General features: G+C 42.7%; 20 protein-coding genes. 11 read left to right on the top strand and 9 right to left on the bottom strand.

What is annotated here, in order from left to right; genetic code table 11:
* The first annotated feature begins 3 nt into the window (after positions 1-3).
* Positions 4-948, top strand: coding sequence for a GDP-L-fucose synthase family protein (locus AACU33_RS30520; protein WP_096594027.1), 945 nt, complete (start codon positions 4-6; stop codon positions 946-948).
* 114 nt (positions 949-1,062) lie between these two features.
* Here the strand turns inward: AACU33_RS30520 and bioU are convergent, their stop codons facing one another.
* A complete protein-coding gene (gene bioU, locus AACU33_RS30515) occupies positions 1,063-2,085 on the bottom strand; it encodes a (S)-8-amino-7-oxononanoate synthase BioU (RefSeq protein WP_096594025.1) in 1,023 nt (340 codons plus the stop codon).
* Between the two features lie 281 nt (positions 2,086-2,366).
* Between bioU and AACU33_RS30510 the strand changes: the two genes are divergently transcribed.
* Positions 2,367-2,627 (top strand): AbrB/MazE/SpoVT family DNA-binding domain-containing protein, encoded by a 261-nt coding sequence (locus AACU33_RS30510; RefSeq protein ID WP_096594023.1) that lies wholly within the window; start codon positions 2,367-2,369, stop codon positions 2,625-2,627.
* Positions 2,615-2,944: a type II toxin-antitoxin system PemK/MazF family toxin gene (locus AACU33_RS30505; protein ID WP_096594021.1), complete on the top strand. Its 330-nt coding sequence runs from the start codon at positions 2,615-2,617 to the stop codon at positions 2,942-2,944. Before AACU33_RS30510 ends, AACU33_RS30505 begins: the two co-directional genes overlap by 13 nt.
* A 171-nt stretch (positions 2,945-3,115) precedes the next feature.
* On the opposite strand, the gene AACU33_RS30500 is transcribed toward AACU33_RS30505, so the two are convergent.
* Entirely contained in the window at positions 3,116-3,544 is a 429-nt protein-coding gene (locus tag AACU33_RS30500) for a type II toxin-antitoxin system VapC family toxin (protein ID WP_096594019.1), read from the bottom strand.
* Between the two features lie 2 nt (positions 3,545-3,546).
* Positions 3,547-3,789 carry a transferase hexapeptide repeat containing protein gene (locus AACU33_RS30495; protein WP_339376381.1) on the bottom strand — a complete coding sequence of 81 codons (243 nt, stop codon included), beginning with the start codon at positions 3,787-3,789 and terminating at the stop codon, positions 3,547-3,549.
* 77 nt (positions 3,790-3,866) lie between these two features.
* On the opposite strand from AACU33_RS30495, the gene AACU33_RS30490 reads away from it, so the two are divergent.
* Complete coding sequence (locus tag AACU33_RS30490) at positions 3,867-4,046, top strand: hypothetical protein (RefSeq protein WP_339376380.1); 180 nt, start codon at positions 3,867-3,869, stop codon at positions 4,044-4,046.
* 252 nt (positions 4,047-4,298) lie between these two features.
* Positions 4,299-6,581: an FUSC family protein gene (locus AACU33_RS30485; RefSeq protein WP_096594017.1), complete on the top strand. Its 2,283-nt coding sequence runs from the start codon at positions 4,299-4,301 to the stop codon at positions 6,579-6,581.
* A gap of 23 nt (positions 6,582-6,604) precedes the next feature.
* Here AACU33_RS30485 and AACU33_RS30480 read toward each other — a convergent pair whose 3' ends face one another.
* The 3 genes from AACU33_RS30480 to yidD form a co-directional block, all read right to left on the bottom strand.
* The gene (locus AACU33_RS30480) at positions 6,605-7,051 is read right to left on the bottom strand and encodes a DUF2127 domain-containing protein (RefSeq protein ID WP_096594015.1); all 447 of its coding nucleotides are present in this window, start codon (positions 7,049-7,051) and stop codon (positions 6,605-6,607) included.
* A gap of 69 nt (positions 7,052-7,120) precedes the next feature.
* Positions 7,121-7,837: a M15 family metallopeptidase gene (locus AACU33_RS30475; RefSeq protein WP_096594013.1), complete on the bottom strand. Its 717-nt coding sequence runs from the start codon at positions 7,835-7,837 to the stop codon at positions 7,121-7,123.
* Positions 7,838-8,081: 244 nt separating this feature from the next.
* Entirely contained in the window at positions 8,082-8,321 is a 240-nt protein-coding gene (gene yidD, locus AACU33_RS30470; protein WP_096594011.1) for a membrane protein insertion efficiency factor YidD, read from the bottom strand.
* A 61-nt stretch (positions 8,322-8,382) separates the two neighbouring features.
* Here yidD and AACU33_RS30465 point away from each other — a divergent pair, with 61 nt between their 5' ends.
* Complete coding sequence (locus tag AACU33_RS30465; protein ID WP_096594009.1) at positions 8,383-9,090, top strand: diacylglycerol/polyprenol kinase family protein; 708 nt, start codon at positions 8,383-8,385, stop codon at positions 9,088-9,090.
* A 324-nt stretch (positions 9,091-9,414) separates the two neighbouring features.
* On the top strand, positions 9,415-10,026 hold the full coding sequence (locus AACU33_RS30460; protein WP_096594007.1) for a hypothetical protein: 612 nt from the start codon (positions 9,415-9,417) through the stop codon (positions 10,024-10,026).
* Between the two features lie 233 nt (positions 10,027-10,259).
* On the opposite strand, the gene AACU33_RS30455 is transcribed toward AACU33_RS30460, so the two are convergent.
* Complete coding sequence (locus AACU33_RS30455; RefSeq protein ID WP_096594005.1) at positions 10,260-10,829, bottom strand: Rieske 2Fe-2S domain-containing protein; 570 nt, start codon at positions 10,827-10,829, stop codon at positions 10,260-10,262.
* 269 nt (positions 10,830-11,098) lie between these two features.
* Between AACU33_RS30455 and AACU33_RS30450 the strand changes: the two genes are divergently transcribed.
* Positions 11,099-11,983: an N-acetylmuramoyl-L-alanine amidase gene (locus AACU33_RS30450; RefSeq protein WP_096594002.1), complete on the top strand. Its 885-nt coding sequence runs from the start codon at positions 11,099-11,101 to the stop codon at positions 11,981-11,983.
* A gap of 70 nt (positions 11,984-12,053) precedes the next feature.
* Here AACU33_RS30450 and ribBA read toward each other — a convergent pair whose 3' ends face one another.
* Positions 12,054-13,766 (bottom strand): bifunctional 3,4-dihydroxy-2-butanone-4-phosphate synthase/GTP cyclohydrolase II, encoded by a 1,713-nt coding sequence (gene ribBA, locus AACU33_RS30445; protein ID WP_445291801.1) that lies wholly within the window; start codon positions 13,764-13,766, stop codon positions 12,054-12,056.
* Between the two features lie 560 nt (positions 13,767-14,326).
* Here ribBA and argC point away from each other — a divergent pair.
* Positions 14,327-15,385 carry an N-acetyl-gamma-glutamyl-phosphate reductase gene (gene argC / locus AACU33_RS30440; RefSeq protein WP_096593998.1) on the top strand — a complete coding sequence of 353 codons (1,059 nt, stop codon included), beginning with the start codon at positions 14,327-14,329 and terminating at the stop codon, positions 15,383-15,385.
* 109 nt (positions 15,386-15,494) lie between these two features.
* On the opposite strand, the gene eno is transcribed toward argC, so the two are convergent.
* Positions 15,495-16,784 carry a phosphopyruvate hydratase gene (gene eno / locus AACU33_RS30435; RefSeq protein WP_096593996.1) on the bottom strand — a complete coding sequence of 430 codons (1,290 nt, stop codon included), beginning with the start codon at positions 16,782-16,784 and terminating at the stop codon, positions 15,495-15,497.
* A 328-nt stretch (positions 16,785-17,112) separates the two neighbouring features.
* Here eno and gloA point away from each other — a divergent pair, with 328 nt between their 5' ends.
* Both gloA and clpB read left to right on the top strand, forming a co-directional pair.
* Entirely contained in the window at positions 17,113-17,544 is a 432-nt protein-coding gene (gene gloA / locus AACU33_RS30430) for a lactoylglutathione lyase (protein ID WP_096595439.1), read from the top strand.
* A gap of 667 nt (positions 17,545-18,211) precedes the next feature.
* Positions 18,212-20,881 carry an ATP-dependent chaperone ClpB gene (clpB, locus tag AACU33_RS30425; protein WP_096593994.1) on the top strand — a complete coding sequence of 890 codons (2,670 nt, stop codon included), beginning with the start codon at positions 18,212-18,214 and terminating at the stop codon, positions 20,879-20,881.
* Positions 20,882-21,032 lie beyond the last annotated feature (151 nt).

The following is a 21,032-nucleotide window of genomic DNA, read 5'->3' as shown; positions in this document are numbered from 1 at the left end:
AATATGACTGCCTTAGAACTAAAAAATAAACGGATTCTCGTTACTGGTGGATCGGGTTTCCTAGGTCGTCAAGTAATCGATCAGCTGTGTCAGGCAGGGGCTGATATCAATAAAATTACAGTACCGCGATCGCGTGAGTGCGATCTGCGTGTCTGGGAAAATAACCAACGTGTAGTTGACCAACAAGATATTGTCATTCATTTAGCAGCTCACGTTGGCGGTATCGGCCTCAACCGCGAAAAACCAGCAGAGTTATTCTACGACAACTTGATTATGGGGACTCAGCTAATTCATGCTGCCTATCAAGCTGGAGTAGAAAAATTCGTCTGTGTTGGCACTATCTGCGCTTATCCCAAATTTACCCCGGTGCCTTTCAAAGAAGATGACCTGTGGAATGGTTATCCAGAAGAAACCAATGCTCCCTACGGCGTTGCCAAAAAAGCACTGTTAGTCCAGCTGCAAGCTTATCGCCAGCAGTATAACTTTAACGGCATTTACCTTCTACCCGTGAATTTATACGGGCCGGAAGATAACTTTGACCCCAGAAGTTCCCATGTGATTCCGGCGTTAATTCGCAAAGTTCACGAAGCTCAAGTTAAAGGCGAAAAGCAACTTCCTGTTTGGGGTGATGGTAGTCCGACCCGTGAGTTCCTCTATTCTCAAGATGCGGCTAGAGGGATTGTTATGGGTACGCAATTCTATAACGATGCTGAACCAGTGAACCTAGGAACAGGGTATGAAATCTCTATTAAGGATTTAATTACTCTGATTTGCGAACTCATGGAGTTTGACGGGGAAATTGTTTGGGAAACAGATAAACCTAACGGTCAACCTCGCCGTTGTTTAGATACCGAAAGGGCAAAGCAAGCTTTTAATTTCACTGCCCAAGTCAGCTTCCGAGAGGGGCTAAAGAATACCATTGAGTGGTATCGGCAAAACGCTGCATAAAATACATAAATAGTTTAAGTAGGGCAAATGCCCTACTTAAAATTTCGCTAATGGTTCCACAGAATCGATTAGCCGCAATAATACGTAAGTTTTTGTATTTTTGCGGACAAGAAATTACTTCACAAATTGCGGCATAATTTCCGCAGCCGTAAAAATTCCATAGATGTTGCGTTGGTGCAATTGCTGACCAGCTTTGAGATAACCAAAAGCTGGGCCGCAGACATTGGCTGCCATACTGGTTTCATCGCCTAATGTAAAGGTATGGGTGGAAATTTTCCCTTCAAAAGTACGCCCTGTAACCTTAACGTTGGTACTGAGAGGCTTTTTAGGATTGCGCGTATCCACTACACCACCAACAGTAACGCGATCGCGATCGCATATTCCGGCAAATTCTAGCATCACATCATCGGCGTGTTCCATTTTCTCTAAAGTCAGCACACCGTTAGTCTTATCTAGTAGTGCTTCTACTTCCGCATCACTCATCGCCCTAGCAGCTTCCACTGAGTAACCAGGCATATGGCCGATGTCTTCGCGAACAGTGGCGCGGTAAGCTTCCCAGTTAGCAATTCCTACCCCAAAGGTAATTTCAACTTTGTGAATTTCGGCGTAGCTTTGGGCGGCTAAAGCGGCTGCGGCTGTTAATAATCCAGGTGTCGCGCCACATCCTGTCATGTAAGTGATACCGGCGGCTTGCAGTTCTTCTTTCATTGCTAGTAGTTGTTCTACAGCACTGGTGCGCTTAATTGCATCTACTAGCACCCCATGCCAACCTGCGGCGATAAACTGCTTGGCCACAAAAGGAATAAAGTCATTGGGTAAATTGGGTAAAGCCAGAAAATACCCATCCACAGGTTGTTGAGTATCGATTAAATCTTGAATGCTGTTATTTGTTAAAGTTCCAACTGGTTCTAAATAACCCACCGAACCTTGAGATTGGTAGGTTGCAATACATTCTTTAACATTTAAACCTTCAGCAGCATAAGCGAAGCCCTTTTGATCTGCCACTGCTACTAAAATCATTTCCCGTTTGCCAGCAAGTACCTTGGCGGCTGCTTGTCCGAGTCCGCCGAAACCCAGTACTCCTACTCGTATCGCTGGCGAAATATTGTGAGAACTTTTGACTGGTTCTGGATTCATAGTCAATTTGTGGAGTTGAATCGAAAGCTTTGATTAATCAGCATTTTAGCTGCTTGCTTGTGGCTGGTAATTCAAAGCTATAAATGTTAATTATGCTTCATTATCCTGGTTTCTTCTCCAAGGAGATCAGTTTTCTCAGCAGAAATTATTCCTGAGAGATTTGGGGTAAAGAATGTTAGAGAAAAAATTGATGCCGCGATCGCCTATTTGTTTGCTGCTCTTGAGAATTTATTCACTTGTGCCTACAATGTAATTACCATTATTTCCAAAGTGACCTCAACATGGGCGCAGCTATTAGAACCAGAATAGTGAAAATCGGTAATTCTCAAGGTATTCGTATTCCCAAACCTCTGTTAGAGCAAAGTGGTATTAGTACAGAGGTGGAAATTGAGGTGCATGGCGATCGCTTAATTCTTCGTCCAGCATCAAAATTACGGGTTGGGTGGGACGAAGCTTTTGCCACAATGGCAGAACGGCACGATGATGTTCTCTTAGATGACGTTAATACAACAGACTGGGATCGGGCTGAATGGCAATGGTAATCAAGCGTTTTGATGTGTTCCTTGTTAATCTCGATCCCACTATTGGCACTGAAATTAAAAAAACACGTCCCTGTGTAGTGATTTCACCAGACGAGATGAACCGTCATATTGCTACGGTCATTGTTGCACCTATGACTACAAAAGGTCAGCCATATCCCACAAGGGTAGCTTGTCGCTTTCAAGACAAAGATAGGCAGATTGTTCTAGATCAAATTCGCACAGTAGATAAAACTCGATTAATTAATCGTCTCGGTACGATTAGTTCTGATGAGCAAAGAGCAGTTATCGATATCTTAGCTGAGATGTTTGCCGATTGAAGAGGGTTAAAAGTCAAGCGATCGCGCTTTTTACTCGACAATTTGTGTTCAGAGGTCGAAGTATCGCCTTTTGAACTCGACAATTGGTGTTACAAGGTGCAAGTTTCGAGTTCAAAAGCTGAACAGTGAGGGTCAAGGGTATGTTTTTGACTGTTTAGTTCACTGTGGAGTTTACACTGTCCAATCCTGTGTTATCAAGTTTGGAACTTTGCTAAAGTCGCTAGTGTTGCGAGTCAATAATACTAAGCCCCGTGAAAGTGCGATCGCAGCTATTCTTAAATCCATCGTGGCGATGCGAACTCTTTGCGCTCTTAATCCTTCAAATATGGCGACTGCTCCAGCATCAAATGGTAAAATTGGTGCTGCGGAAAACCCCCAAATGATTTCCATTAGCAGAGTATATCCCCGAACTACATCACCTGGTGTTTGGGAACGAGTAATAAAGGTATGAGCGCCAATTACTTGCTCATGGAAACTAACGATAGAAAAAGCAAAATCTGTAGGTTGATACTGGGCAATACGAGCAGCTAATATTAAAAATTCCGATCCTGAACGTCGTTGAAGAAAACTGATATGGTCGGTGTCGAATAGATATCTCACAGTTACTCGCCAGCTTCATCAGTAAATATGTCAGCGTGGCGTAATGACCGACCATACTCTAAAGCTTCCAAAAATGCTGGTTCATCCGAGATTGAGCCAATAACTTTCTCCAGCCAATTACTAGAGGTAGGTGCATCTATAACTCGACGTTTGAGATCCGCGACTGTTTGTTCAAGAGTCGCTAAACGCTGTTCAAGATTCGTTTCATCTAACATAATTTTCTTAGAGACTTTAGTTTTAATCATAGTGTGTCTCAATGCTTGGGCAATTAGGAAAGCACGAAGAGAGATTTTTTTGTTGCTAAATTTCCTGTAAATATACAATGCAACGAGATTACCAGCGATCGCATCGTAAACAACAAGCGATCGCCCTTTTTGCTCGACAATTCCTGTTTCAAGTGAAAACGATCGCGCTTTTAACTCGACAATTTGTGTTCGGAAGCCGAACGATCGCCCTTTTTACTCGACAATTCGTGTTCGGAAGTCAAACTGTGAAGCTCTGAAGCCGAACGATCGCCTTTTTTGCTCGACAATTCGTGTTCCGAACTCGAATGATCGCCTTTTTTACTCGACAATTTGTGTTCTGAACTTCAACAATCGCCTTTTTGACTCGACAATTCGTGTTCGGAAGTCCAATGATGAAGCTTTGAAGTCGAGAGATTGACAATAACTATTCGCCGCACAGTCATATCTAGTTACAATTCTTGAAGAAGCGATCGCTCTCTAGTTTTTTTTAACAATCTCCAGCCTAAATAATGCCATCTACAGATCGAGGTTCTCTTAGTTGGCTGTTACAGCAGTTTCAACTCAAGCCAGGAAAGCCAGCATTTGCCTACGGATTGCGGACTCTGTTCGCGCTAGGTGTTCCGGTTGCAGTCGGAATTATAACAGGTCATGGTGCTGCAAGTGCGATCGCGGTTATGGCGGCGATGTTCGTGAGTATGGTGGATGTGGGCGGAGCTTATCGTCAGAAGGCCACTGCGATGGTAGCAGCAACTATCGGGGTAACTGTAGCGTTACTGTTAGCAAACTTAGTTAGCAGCACCTTTTGGTTAGCTCTTCCCACAACATTCATTGTCATATTTATCGCAGGTTTAGCAGGGCTTTTTGGAAGTTTAGCGGCTTCTGTCAGCTTGGTAATTTCGATTATGTTTGTTGTTGCGCTGGCTAGATTTGCTTCATTTCCCGATTTATCTACTGTACTGTTGCAATGCTTATTATGTCTGGCTGGTGGAATATGGGCAATGGTGCTGTCATTAGGGTTGTGGGTTATACGTCCTTACATACCCGTCATCCAAGCAGCTGCTAACTGTTATCTCTCATTGAGTAAATTTGCCGAATTAGCCAGCCAGAGGGTATTAAATCCGGAGGATCTTCAAGATTGGGCACAGCAATTTTTGCAAGCTCAGGATACTGTGACACAGGATTTAACTTCTGCCCGTAATACCTGGGCTGCTGTCTGGACTGGACAAAGAACGGTGAGTTTACGGGGAAATCAGTTACTAATTTTAATTGAAGATGCCAACCAAATAATTAATTCTATTGTGGCAGCAGTGGAACTGTTGGCGATCGCATCGCCACGCCCGTTATTTTCTGGTTTGCAGAGAGAAATTTCGCAAGTAATGGCAGAGTTGGCGATTGCACTGCAAACTTTATCAGAAGCGATCGCCAAAGGTAAAAGCTCAGTTCACCTGGGGGATTTGAATCGAACGATTGAAGCATTAGAACATCAATGGCAAATATTGCGTAGTCAAGTTGTCGATCGCACAAGCGATATTCAAACTGATGAATATTCTGATTTAGTTAACTTGCGGAAGATTGTCACCAGTCTGACAAAGCTGACACAACAAATTCATACCGATGCTGAAATTGTGTCAGATTTAAGTACGGGAAAACGGCGCAGTCATATTTGTCGAGAAATTTCTCCCCCAGCACAACCAGAACCTTTTTCCATCATCGACACGTTGCGGGATAACCTGACTTTTGATTCAGTTTTGTTTCGTCATGCGTTACGTTTAGCTTTAATTACAACCATTGCCGAACTAGTCGCCTCAGTATTGCAACTTCCCAGAGGCTATTGGGTAACGCTAACTGCTGTAGTTGCACTTAAGCCCAATTTTGGCGGAACATCGCAGACAACAGTGCAAAGAGTTCTCGGTACTTTCTTAGGTGGAATTATCGGTATTACGCTAGTCGTACTGATTAAAAATCCATTAGCGATCGCAGTTTGTATTTTGCTGTTGATGTTTACTGCGATGTCAGTGCGACCTTTAAGCTACAGCATATTTACCATTCTGCTGACTCCAGTCGTCATTCTGTTACTTAACGTTATTAGTACAGGTGGCTGGAAAATTGGAGTATTGCGGATTGTTGATAGCCTAGCTGGGGGATTGTTAGCATTACTGGGTAGTTATCTGCTTTTTCCTAGTTGGGAACGTCAGCAACTCCCCACACAACTAGAAAAAACAATGCGAGCAAATCTTGTCTACTTTCAACAAGTTATTGCTAATTATCTGAATTCCCAACAAAATACTGCTGATTCTATTAGCACGCTACGTCATCAAGCGGCACTAGAAAACGCCAACGCTGAGGCGGCTGCACAACGATTGTTTAGCGAACCCCGTCACGTTCAGGGCGAGGTCGAACCTGTCATGACGCTAACGATCTACATTCGCGCCTTTTTCAGTTCAGTAACAACTTTAGCCGAACATTTACGGGAATTTAGCGGCAATTATCAATTTAGTGAATTCAAGCAACTTGCTGATACCATTATCCAAGTTTTAGAAAATTTAGCTGATGCACTGCAACAGCAACAGTCACCGCAACCATTACCAGAACTAGATAGTTATGTTGAAGCAATTCACAATGAAATTGAACAGCTACATACAGCGCGAATATCAGAAATATCCACACATCCCAACACTGTCACTCCTACATTACAAGCTGTGCGCGAACAAACTACCCTTTCTACAGAATTAGAACGGATTGTGAATGAAGTTAAAATTATGCATTGTGCGATCGCGCTTTTACAAAAGTGAGAAAGGCAGAAGGTAAAAATTTACTAATGTTTATGCTTGGGGAAATTTCGCAATAAATACCAGAACACTGCGACATTAATCAGAAATACGATTAATTTTATCGGAGATATTCCTTTAATTAACTCATAAATTTCTGGAGGAATACTGATACCTACTAGTACTAATACTAAAATATGTGCCCAACGCTTTTCGTACCATAAACCAATCGCTTCAATGGCAGTTACAATAGAATAAAGTCCGGCACCAATTCCACTAAAGGCTAATGTTTTAGGATTAAAATTAAGTATTTTTTCGACAATCCAATCAATAATTCTGGCTTTACCTTCTAAAACATAATCATCTGAAAAATCTTCAAGATATTGATAATTTTTTAGTGCAAATAATAAAGCTATAGAAGTAACCATCAATAGTGCGGCAGTAAAAGCTTTATAAAAAACAATAGCTTTTAGTCCAAATGAACGCTTGGTCAAATAACCTCCTCAGTAATATCTCGAAATATTTTTCCACCTATACTTTATTTACCTGAAATCTGCTGTAAATCAGGTATCTATTTTAAAACGCCCATAGCGAGCTGTGAAAGAATTCTCCGGATTAGTTTGATTACTTACCCAAGCCCACATTTGATCGCCAAAAGAAAAATGCCACCATTCTCTAGGGTTCCGTTGAAATCCAGCTTTTAACATGACATCCCGCAATAACTGGCGGTGAGTATGATATTGTTGTGCTTCTGGATGTTCGCTATTGGCATAGTAATCGGGAAGCGATCGCTCTGACAATTCATCAATCGCTGAACCCATATCTAAAATTTGCCCGCGATCGTTTACTAGCGTCACATCTACCGCTGCACCTGTACTATGGGGTGGGGGCGTTTTTTCATCTAAGCTAGGTGCAGCCCAAATTTGATAAACCAATTCCCAAAGTTCCTGACGCTGGCTTGACGATAACTCCGCCTCAATCAGTCCTCTCTGATTTAGGGCTTGGGTAAAGCTGTAATCTACCATAAACTGCTGCACAGCTACAGGACGATAAGCATCAAAAATTTGGATGTACCAATTAGGATGCAGCAATTGCAAATAATTTTGAGCTTGAATTAAATTTTCAACTACAGTCTGCCGCAGATGATAAGGAGAGTGTATTCCGTAAGGTGCGCCCAATTTTTCATAAGGATGGGGAGATTCTACCGCAAATAGTTTTAAAGGAATCTCTACTAATGGTTCGCTACACTCGCAGATTGGGATCTGATGATAAGGTCTCATTCTTAACTAAGTAAGGGTCAAGGTTAATGGTCAAGAGTTCATTGTTTGAACTTTTGAACGCCAGTTGCTTTAAGTCGGCAGAGCCGACGCCACTTGCTACCCTGCGGGAACGCTTTCAGCGAACAAGCCGGGAGACCCGTCCAACGCAGTGGCTCCCCAACGCACTGGCTCCTCTGGACAACTTCTAAGAAAAAATACGATACGCGGCTTTAGCCTAAGATAATTGAATAGATAATGTCTAAAATCAGCAGCAATCTTTTGTTTTCTCAACCACCTCTGGTACGGGATCGTAACCACCTGGATGAAATGGATGACAGCGCAAGATGCGACGAATTCCTAGCCACGTACCGCGCCAAGCACCAAATCTCTCAATTGCTTGCATAGTATACATCGAGCAAGTCGGCTGAAAGCGGCAAGTTGGCGGAAATAGCGGCGAAATAAACATTCGGTAGCCCCGAATCAGCCAAATCAATAATAGTTTCATAGCGGCAACTAAATCTAATAAAGTGATAATAAAGGCCTAAATTTTCTTTCTAGTAGTATTTTTGGTGAGTACATTTCCTGATTTAGATTCCATTTCTCCTTTATGGCTACAAATTGCGATCGTTGCGGTTTGGGTGTTATTTATTTTAGCGATCGCCTGGGGAGTTAATCGCTTTGCCCATAAAGATCCAGAAATTGTCCGCAAGATAGTTCATATTGGTACTGGCAATGTGATTTTGTTAGCTTGGTGGTTAAATATTCCTGCAAGTATAGGCATTACAGCTTCAATTCTAGCTAGCGCTGTCACTTTGTTGTCTTACCGCTTTCCGATTCTCCCAGGTATTAATAGTGTTGGTCGTCAAAGTTTGGGGACATTTTTTTACTCTGTCAGTTTCGGTATTTTAGTTGGCTGCTTCTGGTACTTGCAACAACCGCAGTATGCAGCTTTAGGAATTTTGGTGATGACCTGGGGAGATGGACTAGCAGCGCTAATTGGTCAACGCTTTGGCAAACATAAGTATAAAGTGTTTGGCTTACAAAAAAGCTGGGAAGGTTCTTTGACGATGACCCTGGTTAGTTGGCTTGTGAGTAGTTTAGTTTTGCTCGGTGTTCAAGGCAATATTTGGCAAACTTGGGTAGTAGCTTTAATAGTGGCAGTTGTCGCTACTGGTTTAGAAGCATTTTCGTTTCTAGGTATTGATAATTTGACCGTTCCTCTAGGTAGTGCGGCTTTAGCATTTTTCTTAATTCAGCGACTTCCACTTCAGTAAAAGGAAATGAAGCATAACGCAGTTAATAATTATTAATAAATATGCAATAAAATTATGGATTTATTCGTTAAATTATCTCAATCTAGCCTGGTAATTTTGTAGAAATATTAAGTCAAATTTTTTATAAAAGTTTAACACTAAACCTTCTGAAGAAAACTTCTTCCAGAGGGTTTATTTGTTTTTGGCAATTTTCTGTAAAACAAATTACAGATTTGCAACCTGATAGAGAATATAACATAGCTAAATTTCTCACCCAAGAGAGATTAAGTGAGAAATTATTTTAGCTAGAAAAAATATAACTCTTTGCTATTAAAAAATTTTAAAATGTCATTTTTTAATTATTCACAACCACCTTTATGCCGCAAACAGCCAACTAGAGCAATTGACGAACTAGAAGGACTTTGGTATGTTAACTGGCAAATCGGTAAAATTCGGCTTTATTCTACTTTTTACACTCGTGTCGATCGAGCCTGCATTCTTTGGAGTTTGTTACTACTCCCAATATTTGTAACTGCCCAATTTCTTCCTATTAGTTGGAGTTTACAAGCTACTTTATGGTCAATCCTCAGTTTTATTGGCACTATCGCAATGGTAGCTTGGACTAGTTACTGGGTACAAGTCAGGCAAGTTAAATGGGTACTATTCTGCTGGGTAATCTTGATGTTATTGGGAGTGATATTAACGGATTTAAGTATTTATTTAGGGTGGGCTGATATCTTATTAAATCTTTGCCCCTTATGGTTAGGATTAAGCACGCTGGGATATATTTGCACTGGATTAGGGGTGCGATCGCGTGCCTTGATTTTTACAGGTATACTGCACTTATTATTAATTTTTATTTTGCCTTATATTGCGCCTTGGCAGTTTCTCAGTACGGGTGCTTTTATGGCTTTATGCTTGTTATTGTTAGCTGAATTTCAGTGGGATGGTTTATAGTTTTGACAACTACAAAACTGAAATATTGCGCATAAAAAATATCCGATCTATAGAAAAGTCGAGGGGAGCATCCCACTTTTTTAATCAATACTCTAGAAGGGTATTGCTAAACGGACAAAGCCTGCCTACGCAGGCTTTATATTTATAGCTCCAGGCTTATTGCCTGTGGGCGTCGATCGAAACTGAGATGCACCCAAAGTTAAAGAGCTAAATTCATCAATACTCTTAGCAAATTAACGAGGATCGATTGCAGGCTTAGTTCCAACCAGACGAACTTGATTTTGCTTGACTACTACTGTAATCAGTGGCAAAGAACGCCTAGCCGGGCCGTGAACAACTCGCCCTAAAGAATCATATTGAGATCCATGACAAGGGCAGATAAAGCGGTTTTTTTCAGTATTCCACTTAACTGTGCATCCTAAATGAGTGCAAATCGGACTGATAGCATACTCAGCAATTTGTGGCCCGTCTTTAATAATGAGATAATCGACGCTATCATTTGGCAATCCATGAACAGGAATGGGAATTCCGGGAGTTGCGGTGGCTAATAGTGCATCAACCTTAATCGCTTTACTATTAGTATCTTGCGCTTCAACGCCTGGAAGATAATTTTGACAACGCGAATTGTGCGGGTAAAACGAGCAAAGAGTTTCTAAATCTACCTCACGACTCTGGCTAGGTTTTGGAAAGATATATCCGATCGCGATCGAGGTGAGACTACTACCGACGAGGTAGACTAAGAAATTCCGTCGCGTTTTTTCCCTCACTGGAATTTTGCTATTACCAGAGAGAGATTCTTCCATAAGGAGAACAAATTACTTAAATAAGGTTAAATATATTGTGTGAAAAAGCAAATAGATAAAACTATTTTTTTAAATAAATTTACATAAATCTATTTTTTACCCGTCGATACTCACGTTAATTTATGTACCACACCAACATACCCATCACTCTAAAGATAGAGGAATGGTTTAACAAAATTACTGAAGTTTGACAAGTATACCAGTAGCCTATTTTTCAGTAATATCAAGATATTAAGATTACTATTAGCTGTTTTATTAAGTATAAAAAAATGAGATTTAGAGAATGGGCGACTAAAGTCATGCTGATTTTTCTATTGTTCGCCACTCTAATTTTGGCGTTGTTTGCCGGGAAAGTTACAAAACCACAGAACAATACAGCAACATCAATCCCAGAGGCTATAGCCTGGAGTGAGTATCCCAAGGCGCAATTACAATCTGCAAAAAACCCCAGTAGCGAATCTCAGAACGTGCTGAAATCGCGAGTCAAAAAGAGTCAGAGTCAGCCGAGTCGTTCTGTAGCAAGGTATAGCACTACTGAAGCTTTTGCCAGATACAAACCTCGATATGAAATAGCGCCTGTAGATCCAAGCAACTACGGCGATCGCTATGCTACAGATATTAATGGCGTACCTGTACGGAATCAACCGATAATAGTACTGCATGAAACTAGTAACTCTGCATCCAGCGCTATTAATTTTTTTCAAACGCCTCATGATAATGAAAATATCCAAGCTAGTTATCACACATTAATTAAGCGCGATGGGACGCTGGTTTATCTCATTCCCCCAGAAAAGCGCGCCTTTGGTGCAGGTAACTCAGTGTTTAACGGGCCTAATGGTGCTGAAACTGTCAAAACTAACCCTAATTTGCCATCATCGGTAAATAACTTTGCCTATCATGTTTCTTTAGAAACACCGCCAGAGGCTTGGGGAGATAACAAAATACAAACTCACAGCGGCTATACAGAGGCTCAATATCATTCTCTAGCTTGGTTAATCGCTCAAAGTCAAGTTCCAGAGGATCGCATTACTACTCATCGCGCTGTAGATAGATCGGGTCAAAGAGTTGACCCCATAAGTTTTGATTTTAACGAGTTCTTCAATTTACTTAATACCTATCGTCAGTTAAGACCAGTCAATAGGGTAAATAGATAAAAATCTCACATCAAGATGCCAATTTATGAGAAAACTTGAGCATCTTCATGTGAGATTTCAAAGGAAATTATTATTTGCTAAAACTATAGATTTGCTGAGTTTCTAGGCGATCGCAAATTGCAGAAGGTAGGGTATTAGTCTCAAAAGTCTGCCGATCGAGTTGGACTTGCAGATTGCTTAAGGGATCGCTACCAGCAGAAATTAGAAATTCTAGCTTTTGGATATAAGGTAAAGTTGCTAGTTGGTCAAGAATTTGACAGATTGCTTGCAGGTAAGGATGACCTTGCTGCCGATACCAATCACAATCAGCCACTTTCGGTTGATCGAAACCTAAGTGTACTGTTAAGGAAGGCTTGTCAAATAGAGCGATCGCTAATGGTCGTGCTTCTTCTTGCAGCAAAAGGTCATGAGTTTTCGCTAAATGCCGAATTTTTTCTAAGCGTTCATAGCGTTGCGTTACCGATTGGGGATCGTCCTGCCAATGAATTGCTACTGTTACCAAATAGGTTTGCAACAGCATATGACCCAGCTTTTTCGCCTTAGTCGCTAGGTAATAGGAATTGTAGTCATTAGCCTCAATCAATAAGGGCACGCGATCGACTACTTCCAAACTATAGCCCTTGACCCCAGCAATTTTGCGGGGATTATTGGTAATTAGGCGAATCTGTTTCACGCCCAAATCCATGAGCATTTGTGCGCCCATCCCGTAGTCTCGCAGATCGGCGGCGAATCCCAAACGCTCGTTCGCCTCCACTGTATCCAAACCCATATCTTGTAAGGAATAGGCTTTCAGCTTGTTAATCAAGCCAATTCCCCGTCCTTCTTGACGCAGGTAGACTACTACACCTTGACCCGCACTTTCAATCATTTTTAACGCTGCTTGCAACTGCATCCGACAATCGCAGCGCAAAGAACCCAAAGCATCGCCAGTTAAACATTCTGAATGCATCCGCACCATCACTGGCTCGTTTTTGAAGTTTTCGGGATCGCCTTTGACAATGGCAACGTGTTCAGAATTATCTAAGGTATGACGGTAAGCGTAGATTTTGAAGTGACCGAACTGGGTGGGTAAATCGGCAATGCTTTCGCGGGTAACTAGGCGATCGTGCTGGAGACGATAACTGATTAAATCAGCAATACTGATAATTTTGAGATTGTGACTTTGAGCATACTCGATTAGCTGCGGCAAGCGCGCCATCGAACCATCAGGGTTTTGAATTTCACAAATTACCCCAGCCGGATATAACCCTGCTAATCGAGATAAGTCTACCGCCGCTTCTGTATGTCCTGCGCGTTTGAGTACGCCTCCGGCTTTGGCACGAATTGGAAAAATATGACCGGGACGACGTAAATCTAAAGGTTTGGTTGCTGGGTTAAGAGTAACTTGAATAGTACGCGCGCGGTCTTCGGCTGAGATGCCGGTAGACACTCCCAAATGAGGGCCAGCGTCAATGCTGACAGTAAAAGCTGTTTGGTTAGTGTCTGTAATATTGCTCACCATTAATGGTAAGTCCAGTTCATCTAGGCGATCGCCTGTCATTGCCAGACAAATCAGCCCTCTTGCTTCCACCGCCATGAAATTGATCGTGTCGGGTGTGGCAAACTGGGCAGCACAAATCAAGTCGCCTTCGTTTTCGCGATTTTCGTCATCTACCACGACGATGACACGACCAGCTTTTAAATCTGCTAAAGCCGCGTCAATGGAATCAAACTTAAAAGATGAGCTAGCGCCGTTATGAGTTGACGCTGTAGCAAGAGTTTCCGACTCAGGCGATTGGTTCAAGGCTTTCTCTACTTGAGGAGCCACCCCAGCGCTCTGGTCGCTAGAGTTTAGGGGAGTGGCTTGCGACTGCCGTTTAGTCTTAGGCTTTGACACAGAGGATTTCCAGCTACCAAAAGTAAATTTTTTTAACAATTTCTTCTTTTAGATTGTAGCTCCTTTATTAGGCAGAGAAGCACACTAGCAATGATTTGATAACATGGCAAAAATTTCTGTCCTAAAATTGAGGTTTAATACTCAAGTGTGGCAGCAAAGTGCTGAAAGCGAGAGTAGACTTTTAAACTCATTCCTTCCCCTACAACGTGTAGGATTGCGTGAATATGATATTTTCACAATGTTTGATAACTATTTACCAAAGTCTGTGAGCAGATGCCACTCCCACTCTGGGGAAGAAAAAACTAAAAAACTGACTTTTGGTGAGAGCATAGAATCTCATCGCTATTAAGTGCGGAGCCACCAACACCTCGGCTCTAGTCCGTGGCTAATTGTGCGTTACGTATCTGGTCGCTGATATGTTGATAGCTAAGAACTAATTAAACAAAGCGGATAAGGATTTTATCATCATGGGCAAAAATGGACGCGTACCCGTTGGGATTGTTGGCGCGTCAGGCTATGGCGGAGTGCAGTTAGTACGACTACTGATGGATCATCCAGAAGTCGAACTAGTTTATCTAGGCGGTGAGAGCAGTGCAGGAAAACCCTTTGCGGATCTCTATCCCCATCTAGCTCATGCAGTTAGCCTGCCAATAGAGGCGGTCGATGCAGAAATCATCGCCCAGCGCTGTGAAGCAGTATTTCTGTCGCTACCAAATGGTCTGGCTTGCCAAATTACGCCAAAACTAATAGAAAAAGGCTGCAAAGTACTAGATCTGAGCGCTGATTATCGATTTACAGATTTGGCAACCTATACCACTTGGTATGGCAAAGACAGAAGCGATCAAACAACTGCGGCTACAGCAGTATACGGATTACCGGAACTTTACCGCGATCGCATTAGCGAAGCCCAGCTGGTCGGCTGTCCTGGTTGCTATCCTACAGCTAGTCTTCTAGCTCTTTCCCCACTTTTGAAACAGGGCTTAATTGTACCCGAAACCGCGATTATCGATGCGAAATCTGGTACCTCTGGCGGGGGACGGCAAGCCAAAATCAATATGCTTTTAGCTGAGGCTGACAACTCCCTTGCTGCATACGGAGTTGCGCGTCACCGTCACACTCCAGAAATTGAGCAGATTTGTAGCGATCTCGCAGGGCACGAAATCACAATTCAATTTACGCCCCATCTCATCCCAATGGTGCGGGGAATTTTGGCAACTGTATATGCTACATTGCGCGATCCCGGACTTGTTCGAGATGATATGGTGACAATTTATAATGCTTTTTACCGTAATTCACCTTGGGTAAAAGTCTGCGAAAGCGGCATTTATCCGCAAACAAAATGGGCTAGCGGCAGCAATCTTTGTTACATAGGTATAGAAGTTGACCCGCGCACCGGACGCGTGATTGTCATGTCAGCAATCGATAACCTAATTAAAGGGCAGGCGGGTCAAGCAATTCAGTGTTTAAATATCATGATGGGTTGGGATGAAACCTTAGGGTTGCCCAGATTGGGGTTTTATCCCTAGATGGGCATTGGGCATGGGGCATTGGGTAAAGAAGAGAATAGGGAATAGTTATTTCTTCCTCACCCTGCTTCCTGCCCTCTGCCTCCTGCCTCTTCCCTACCCCCAGCCTCTACTTCGGCCCTAAACCAACTGCGCCAGCATATAGGGCGCGATCGCCTAGTTCATGTTCAATGCGTAGCAAGCGATTGTATTTTGCCACCCGTTCGCTACGACATAAAGAACCAGTTTTGATTTGACCGGCACGGGTAGCTACAGCTAAATCCGCGATCGTTGTATCTTCCGTTTCACCAGAACGATGGCTAATGACCGATCGGAAACTGCTGCGAGTCGCTAAGTCAATTGTTTCCAAAGTTTCGGTCAAGGAACCAATTTGATTGAGTTTAATCAAAATGGCGTTGCCAGCTTTTTGCTCAATTCCCTTTTGCAAGCGGTTGGCGTTAGTGACAAACAAGTCATCGCCTACCAACTGCACTCGCGAACCAAGTTTCTGGGTGAGCAATTGCCAATTTTCCCAATCTTCCTCATGCAAGCCATCCTCAATCGAGACAATCGGGTATTGGTCAACTAACTTGGCTAAATAATCAATAAATTCTGTGGGTGCGTGGGGTTTACCATCGTAAACATACTGTCCATCCTTGTAAAACTCACTAGCGGCCACATCCAACGCTAAAGCTACTTGTTCCCCTGGCTGATAACCAGCTTTCTCAATGGCAGCAACGAGTAATTCTAAAGCTACCTGATTGGACTCTAAGTTAGGGGCAAAGCCGCCTTCATCGCCTACACCAGTCAACAAGCCTTTATCAGCCAGTACTTCGCTCAGGGTAGCAAACACCTCAGCACCCCAGCGCAATGCTTCCTGGAAGGAAGATGCCCCAACTGGGACAATCATAAACTCTTGAAAATCGACGTTGTTAGCAGCATGGGCACCACCGTTAATCACGTTCATCAAAGGCACTGGCAACAAATTTGCTAAAGGCCCGCCCAAATAGCGATATAAGGGCAGCCCCAGAGACTCAGCACCGGCTTTGGCTGCTGCTAAAGAAACCGCCAAAATTGCATTTGCACCCAAATGAGATTTGTTTGCCGAACCATCCAAGGCAATCATCGTGCGATCTAGCAATTCTTGGTTGAGAGCATCAAAGTTTAATAAATTGGGAGCGATGACCTCTTGGACGTTTTGTACTGCTTTAAGTACTCCCTTACCCCCGTAACGGCCTTTATCTTTATCTCGCAGTTCATGTGCTTCAAAAGTGCCGGTCGAAGCACCACTGGGAACCTGTGCCAGTCCTACAGCACCGTTGAGCAAATGTACTTCTGCTTCAACTGTAGGTCTACCCCGCGAGTCGAGAATTTCGCGAGCAACAATCGCCTCAATGGCAGAATCTAGAATTGTACTCATGTGTGGTCGATCCTTTGTTTCCTTGTGAGAATTGCGTTCTTAGAGCGATCGCATACAGTCAAGTCGCTTAACCCAATCGCTAGCATAGGCTTTTAAGGGACGCTGTAGGTTGAGATTAAAGAATATTTCCAGCGATTACGTCAACTGATTTACAATTGGGAATTTGTCAAGAGTCAATGGTTATTGGTTAATAGGCATTGGTTATTTCTCCCTTGTCTCCCTTGTCCCATTTCTCCCCCTGCTCCCTGCCTCTTTTCCTTTCCCAGTGGCCAGTCCTTATCACCACTCCCAATTTAAAATCGGTAAAGAAACTATCAGGAGTTAAATGATGCGCTTACTTCATACAATGCTACGGGTCGGCAATCTTGAAGAGTCCTTGAAATTCTACAGTGATGTCCTGGGAATGAAATTGCTGCGTCGAAAAGATTATCCAGATGGAAAATTTACTCTAGCTTTTGTTGGCTATGGTGACGAAAGCGACCATACAGTTCTAGAACTAACTTACAACTGGGGGGTAGAAAAGTACGAATTAGGTAATGCCTATGGTCATATTGCCATTGGTGTTGATGATATTTATGCCACCTGTGAAGCAATCAGAAATCGTGGCGGTAAGGTAGTGCGGGAACCAGGGCCAATGAAACACGGTACTACCGTAATTGCATTTGTGGAAGATCCGGACGGGTATAAAATTGAACTGATTCAATTGGGTACTCAAGGAATAGAGACAAAACAGGAATCACAACAACTGGTAACTCAGTAATCATCTAGAAAAAACAGGTACTACAGTTGAGCGTTAAGCAATGTCTGGGGCTAAAACTTAATTTTCCTCCTTCATCTGATTTTCAGTCAATAGACTATGTGACTCAGGCATTGCGATCGCTCACAATAATTGAGAAGTATTTGCTCTTACTTAGTCATCTCAAAAAAGCCAATTTACGGAGTAGCAATCAAATTCAACCATCAATACTTTTATGTAGAACTGAAAGATTTATCTATTAGCAAGTTCATTTAAAAATTGATTAGCTAATCTGCTTTTCATAGCTTCTTATAGCCATTTAAGGATTAAAAGCATGGTGAGTGGCCTACACAGTATGCGATAGCATGACTTGTAGAAGGATGTCACAAAATAGGTAATCCATTGGACTAAAATCAATTACCAAGTTTAAATTGCAACTTCAGATACACGCGAATATATGTCAATGATGTTTGGATGTTTAATTGGGGAGTGAAAGCTATTTATGAAGTATGGAGTAGCACAATTTTTCTTATAGGCTAGGGCAATAAGTACATCGCTATTGATATTGCACCTTTTATGTCTAAAATCCTCCCTAATGGCCGATTTATACACTAAAACACCCACTTGTTACAAGCTAGGAAACCCTTCCCGTCGCTCCTAAATCTGAAATACCAACTCGAAAATTCTAAATATGCAACCTACAGATCCCAATAAATTTACTGATAAAGCCTGGGAAGCGATTGTCAAATCTCAGGATATAGTTCGTGCTTATCAACAGCAGCAACTAGATGTTGAACATTTAATTATTGCTCTTTTAGAAGAACCTACTAGCCTAGCAATCCGTATTCTCGCTAGATCTGAGGTCGATCCACAACGCTTGCAACAGCAACTCGAAGCCTTTACCCAACGTCAGCCGAAAGTTGGGAAAAGCGATCAACTCTACTTAGGTCGCAGTTTGGACGTTCTACTCGATCGCGCCGAGGAAAATCGAGTGCGGATGAAAGATGCTTATATCTCTGTAGAACATATACTCCTCGCTTTTGCTGACGATGACCGCATCGGGCGGCGGCTGTTTAAAGGTTTGAATGTTGATAATAGTAAGCTAGAGGCTGCAACCAAAACTGTGCGCGGTAGCCAAAAAGTTACCGATCAAAATCCTGAGTCTCGCTATGAAGCTTTGCAGAAATTTGGCAGAGACTTGACAGAACAGGCTAAGGCTGGAAAACTCGATCCCGTAATTGGGCGAGATGACGAAATTCGTCGGGTAATCCAGGTATTATCTCGTCGTAGTAAAAATAACCCCGTATTGATTGGCGAGCCTGGGGTCGGTAAAACTGCGATCGCAGAAGCTTTGGCGCAACGTATGGTAAATGGTGATGTTCCCGAATCGCTGAAAAACCGTCAGCTAATCTCGTTAGATATTGGGAGTTTAATTGCTGGGGCTAAATACCGAGGTGAATTTGAAGACCGCTTAAAAGCTGTTCTCCGAGAAGTTACGGAATCAAACGGTCAAATAGTTTTATTTATTGACGAACTGCACACCGTTGTGGGTACAGGTTCCAATCAGCAAGGGGCAATGGATGCAGGGAATTTGCTCAAACCCATGTTGGCACGGGGTGAGTTGCGCTGCATTGGGGCGACTACCTTAGATGAGTTCCGCAAACACATTGAGAAAGACGCTGCTTTAGAACGGCGTTTTCAGCAAGTATTTGTCGATCAACCCACTGTAGAAAATACGATTTCGATTCTGCGGGGATTAAAAGAACGTTACGAGGTGCATCACAACGTCAAAATTTCTGATTCCGCATTAGTAGCCGCAGCAACACTATCAGCACGCTATATTTCTGACCGCTTTTTGCCAGATAAAGCGATTGACTTAGTAGATGAAGCCGCAGCCCAGCTGAAAATGGAGATTACCTCCAAACCTGCGGAACTCGAAACTATTGACCGCCGCCTGATGCAATTAGAAATGGAAAAGCTGTCATTGGCGGGAGAAGATAAAGGTACGCCCCAAACTAAGGAACGTTTGCAACGTATAGAGGAAGAAATTACCTCTTTGACAGCCAAACAACAAAAATTTAACGATCAATGGCAAGGTGAAAAGCAGCTATTAGAAGCTATCAGTGCCTTAAAGAAAGAAGAAGATGCTTTGAGAGTACAAATTGAGCAAGCAGAACGGGACTATGACCTCAACAAAGCTGCTCAATTGAAGTATGGCAAATTGGAGGGAGTTCAACGCGATCGCGAAGCCAAAGAAGCACAACTTTTAAAAATTCAAAGTACAGGTGCGACTCTGCTGAGAGAACAAGTCACAGAAGCCGATATCGCGGAAATTGTCGCCAAGTGGACAGGAATCCCTGTGAATCGCCTGATGGAATCGGAACGGCAAAAATTACTGCAACTAGAGCATCATTTGCATCAACGAGTCATCGGGCAACAAGAAGCGGTAACAGCAGTAGCAGCAGCAATTCGTCGTGCAAGGGCAGGGATGAAAGATCCTAACCGTCCTATCGGGTCATTTTTATTCATGGGGCCGACAGGCGTAGGTAAAACTGAACTCGCTCGTGCTTTAGCGCAGTTTCTCTTTGATTCTGACGATGCCTTGGTACGCTTGGATATGTCCGAGTATATGGAAAAACACTCGGTTTCCCGATTGGTAGGTGCGCCTCCAGGGTATATTGGCTATGAAGAAGGCGGTCAACTTTCCGAAGCAATTCGCCGTCATCCCTACTCTGTAGTGTTATTGGATGAAGTCGAAAAAGCTCACCCCGATGTCTTCAATATTTTACTGCAAGTATTAGATGATGGAAGAATTACTGATTCTCAAGGCAGAACAGTAGATTTTCGCAATACTGTGATTGTCATGACCAGCAATATCGGTAGCGAGCACATCCTTGATATATCTGGTGATGACTCCAAGTATGAAATGATGCAAAATCGGGTGACAGACGCCTTGCGATCGCATTTTCGCCCAGAATTCCTAAACCGCGTGGATGAAACTGTGATCTTCCATACCCTCAGTCGTTCGGAGATGCGTCATATTATCCGCATTCAACTCAAGCGTGTCGAAAATCTCCTCAAAGAACAAAAAATCTTCTTTGATATTTCCGCATCTGCTTGTGATTACCTAGTAGAAACAGGCTATGACCCAGTTTATGGCGCACGCCCCCTGAAACGAGCAATTCAGCGCGAAGTAGAAAACCCCATCGCCACTAAGTTACTAGAGAACACCTTTATTTCTGGAGACACAATTCTCATTGACAAAGGCGAAACTGGATTGACTTTTAGTAAAAAAGTAACCATGAAAGTATCAGCAGCACAGACTACCGTTCAGTTATTAGAGCCTTCACCCGATCTGTAATTGCAATTCCCAAAAATCCACATACAGATAGATTGTTCGTAAGGGTTTAGTCCTGCTAAACCCTTTTGAATAGCCGGGTTTTCTTTGTTATTTATTCTTTTTTATGAGAAAAATCTTATAAAGCAACAAGCTAAATTTATAAACTTTTATC

The organism is Calothrix sp. NIES-2098 (assembly GCF_963875125.1).
GTDB lineage: Bacteria > Cyanobacteriota > Cyanobacteriia > Cyanobacteriales > Nostocaceae > Aulosira.
This window is presented reverse-complemented; position numbering and strand designations above follow the sequence as displayed.

Excerpts from the sequence above, each read along its gene's own strand:
- AACU33_RS30520 (WP_096594027.1), top strand. The coding sequence starts at position 4 with ATGACTGCCTTAGAACTAAAAAATAAACGGATTCTCGTTACTGGTGGA.
- bioU (WP_096594025.1), bottom strand. The coding sequence starts at position 2,085 with ATGAATCCAGAACCAGTCAAAAGTTCTCACAATATTTCGCCAGCGATA.
- AACU33_RS30510 (WP_096594023.1), top strand. The coding sequence starts at position 2,367 with ATGGGCGCAGCTATTAGAACCAGAATAGTGAAAATCGGTAATTCTCAA.
- AACU33_RS30505 (WP_096594021.1), top strand. The coding sequence starts at position 2,615 with ATGGCAATGGTAATCAAGCGTTTTGATGTGTTCCTTGTTAATCTCGAT.
- AACU33_RS30495 (WP_339376381.1), bottom strand. The coding sequence starts at position 3,789 with ATGATTAAAACTAAAGTCTCTAAGAAAATTATGTTAGATGAAACGAAT.
- AACU33_RS30490 (WP_339376380.1), top strand. The coding sequence starts at position 3,867 with ATGCAACGAGATTACCAGCGATCGCATCGTAAACAACAAGCGATCGCC.
- AACU33_RS30485 (WP_096594017.1), top strand. The coding sequence starts at position 4,299 with ATGCCATCTACAGATCGAGGTTCTCTTAGTTGGCTGTTACAGCAGTTT.
- AACU33_RS30475 (WP_096594013.1), bottom strand. The coding sequence starts at position 7,837 with ATGAGACCTTATCATCAGATCCCAATCTGCGAGTGTAGCGAACCATTA.
- yidD (WP_096594011.1), bottom strand. The coding sequence starts at position 8,321 with ATGAAACTATTATTGATTTGGCTGATTCGGGGCTACCGAATGTTTATT.
- AACU33_RS30460 (WP_096594007.1), top strand. The coding sequence starts at position 9,415 with ATGTCATTTTTTAATTATTCACAACCACCTTTATGCCGCAAACAGCCA.
- AACU33_RS30455 (WP_096594005.1), bottom strand. The coding sequence starts at position 10,829 with ATGGAAGAATCTCTCTCTGGTAATAGCAAAATTCCAGTGAGGGAAAAA.
- AACU33_RS30450 (WP_096594002.1), top strand. The coding sequence starts at position 11,099 with ATGAGATTTAGAGAATGGGCGACTAAAGTCATGCTGATTTTTCTATTG.
- argC (WP_096593998.1), top strand. The coding sequence starts at position 14,327 with ATGGGCAAAAATGGACGCGTACCCGTTGGGATTGTTGGCGCGTCAGGC.
- eno (WP_096593996.1), bottom strand. The coding sequence starts at position 16,784 with ATGAGTACAATTCTAGATTCTGCCATTGAGGCGATTGTTGCTCGCGAA.
- gloA (WP_096595439.1), top strand. The coding sequence starts at position 17,113 with ATGCGCTTACTTCATACAATGCTACGGGTCGGCAATCTTGAAGAGTCC.
- clpB (WP_096593994.1), top strand. The coding sequence starts at position 18,212 with ATGCAACCTACAGATCCCAATAAATTTACTGATAAAGCCTGGGAAGCG.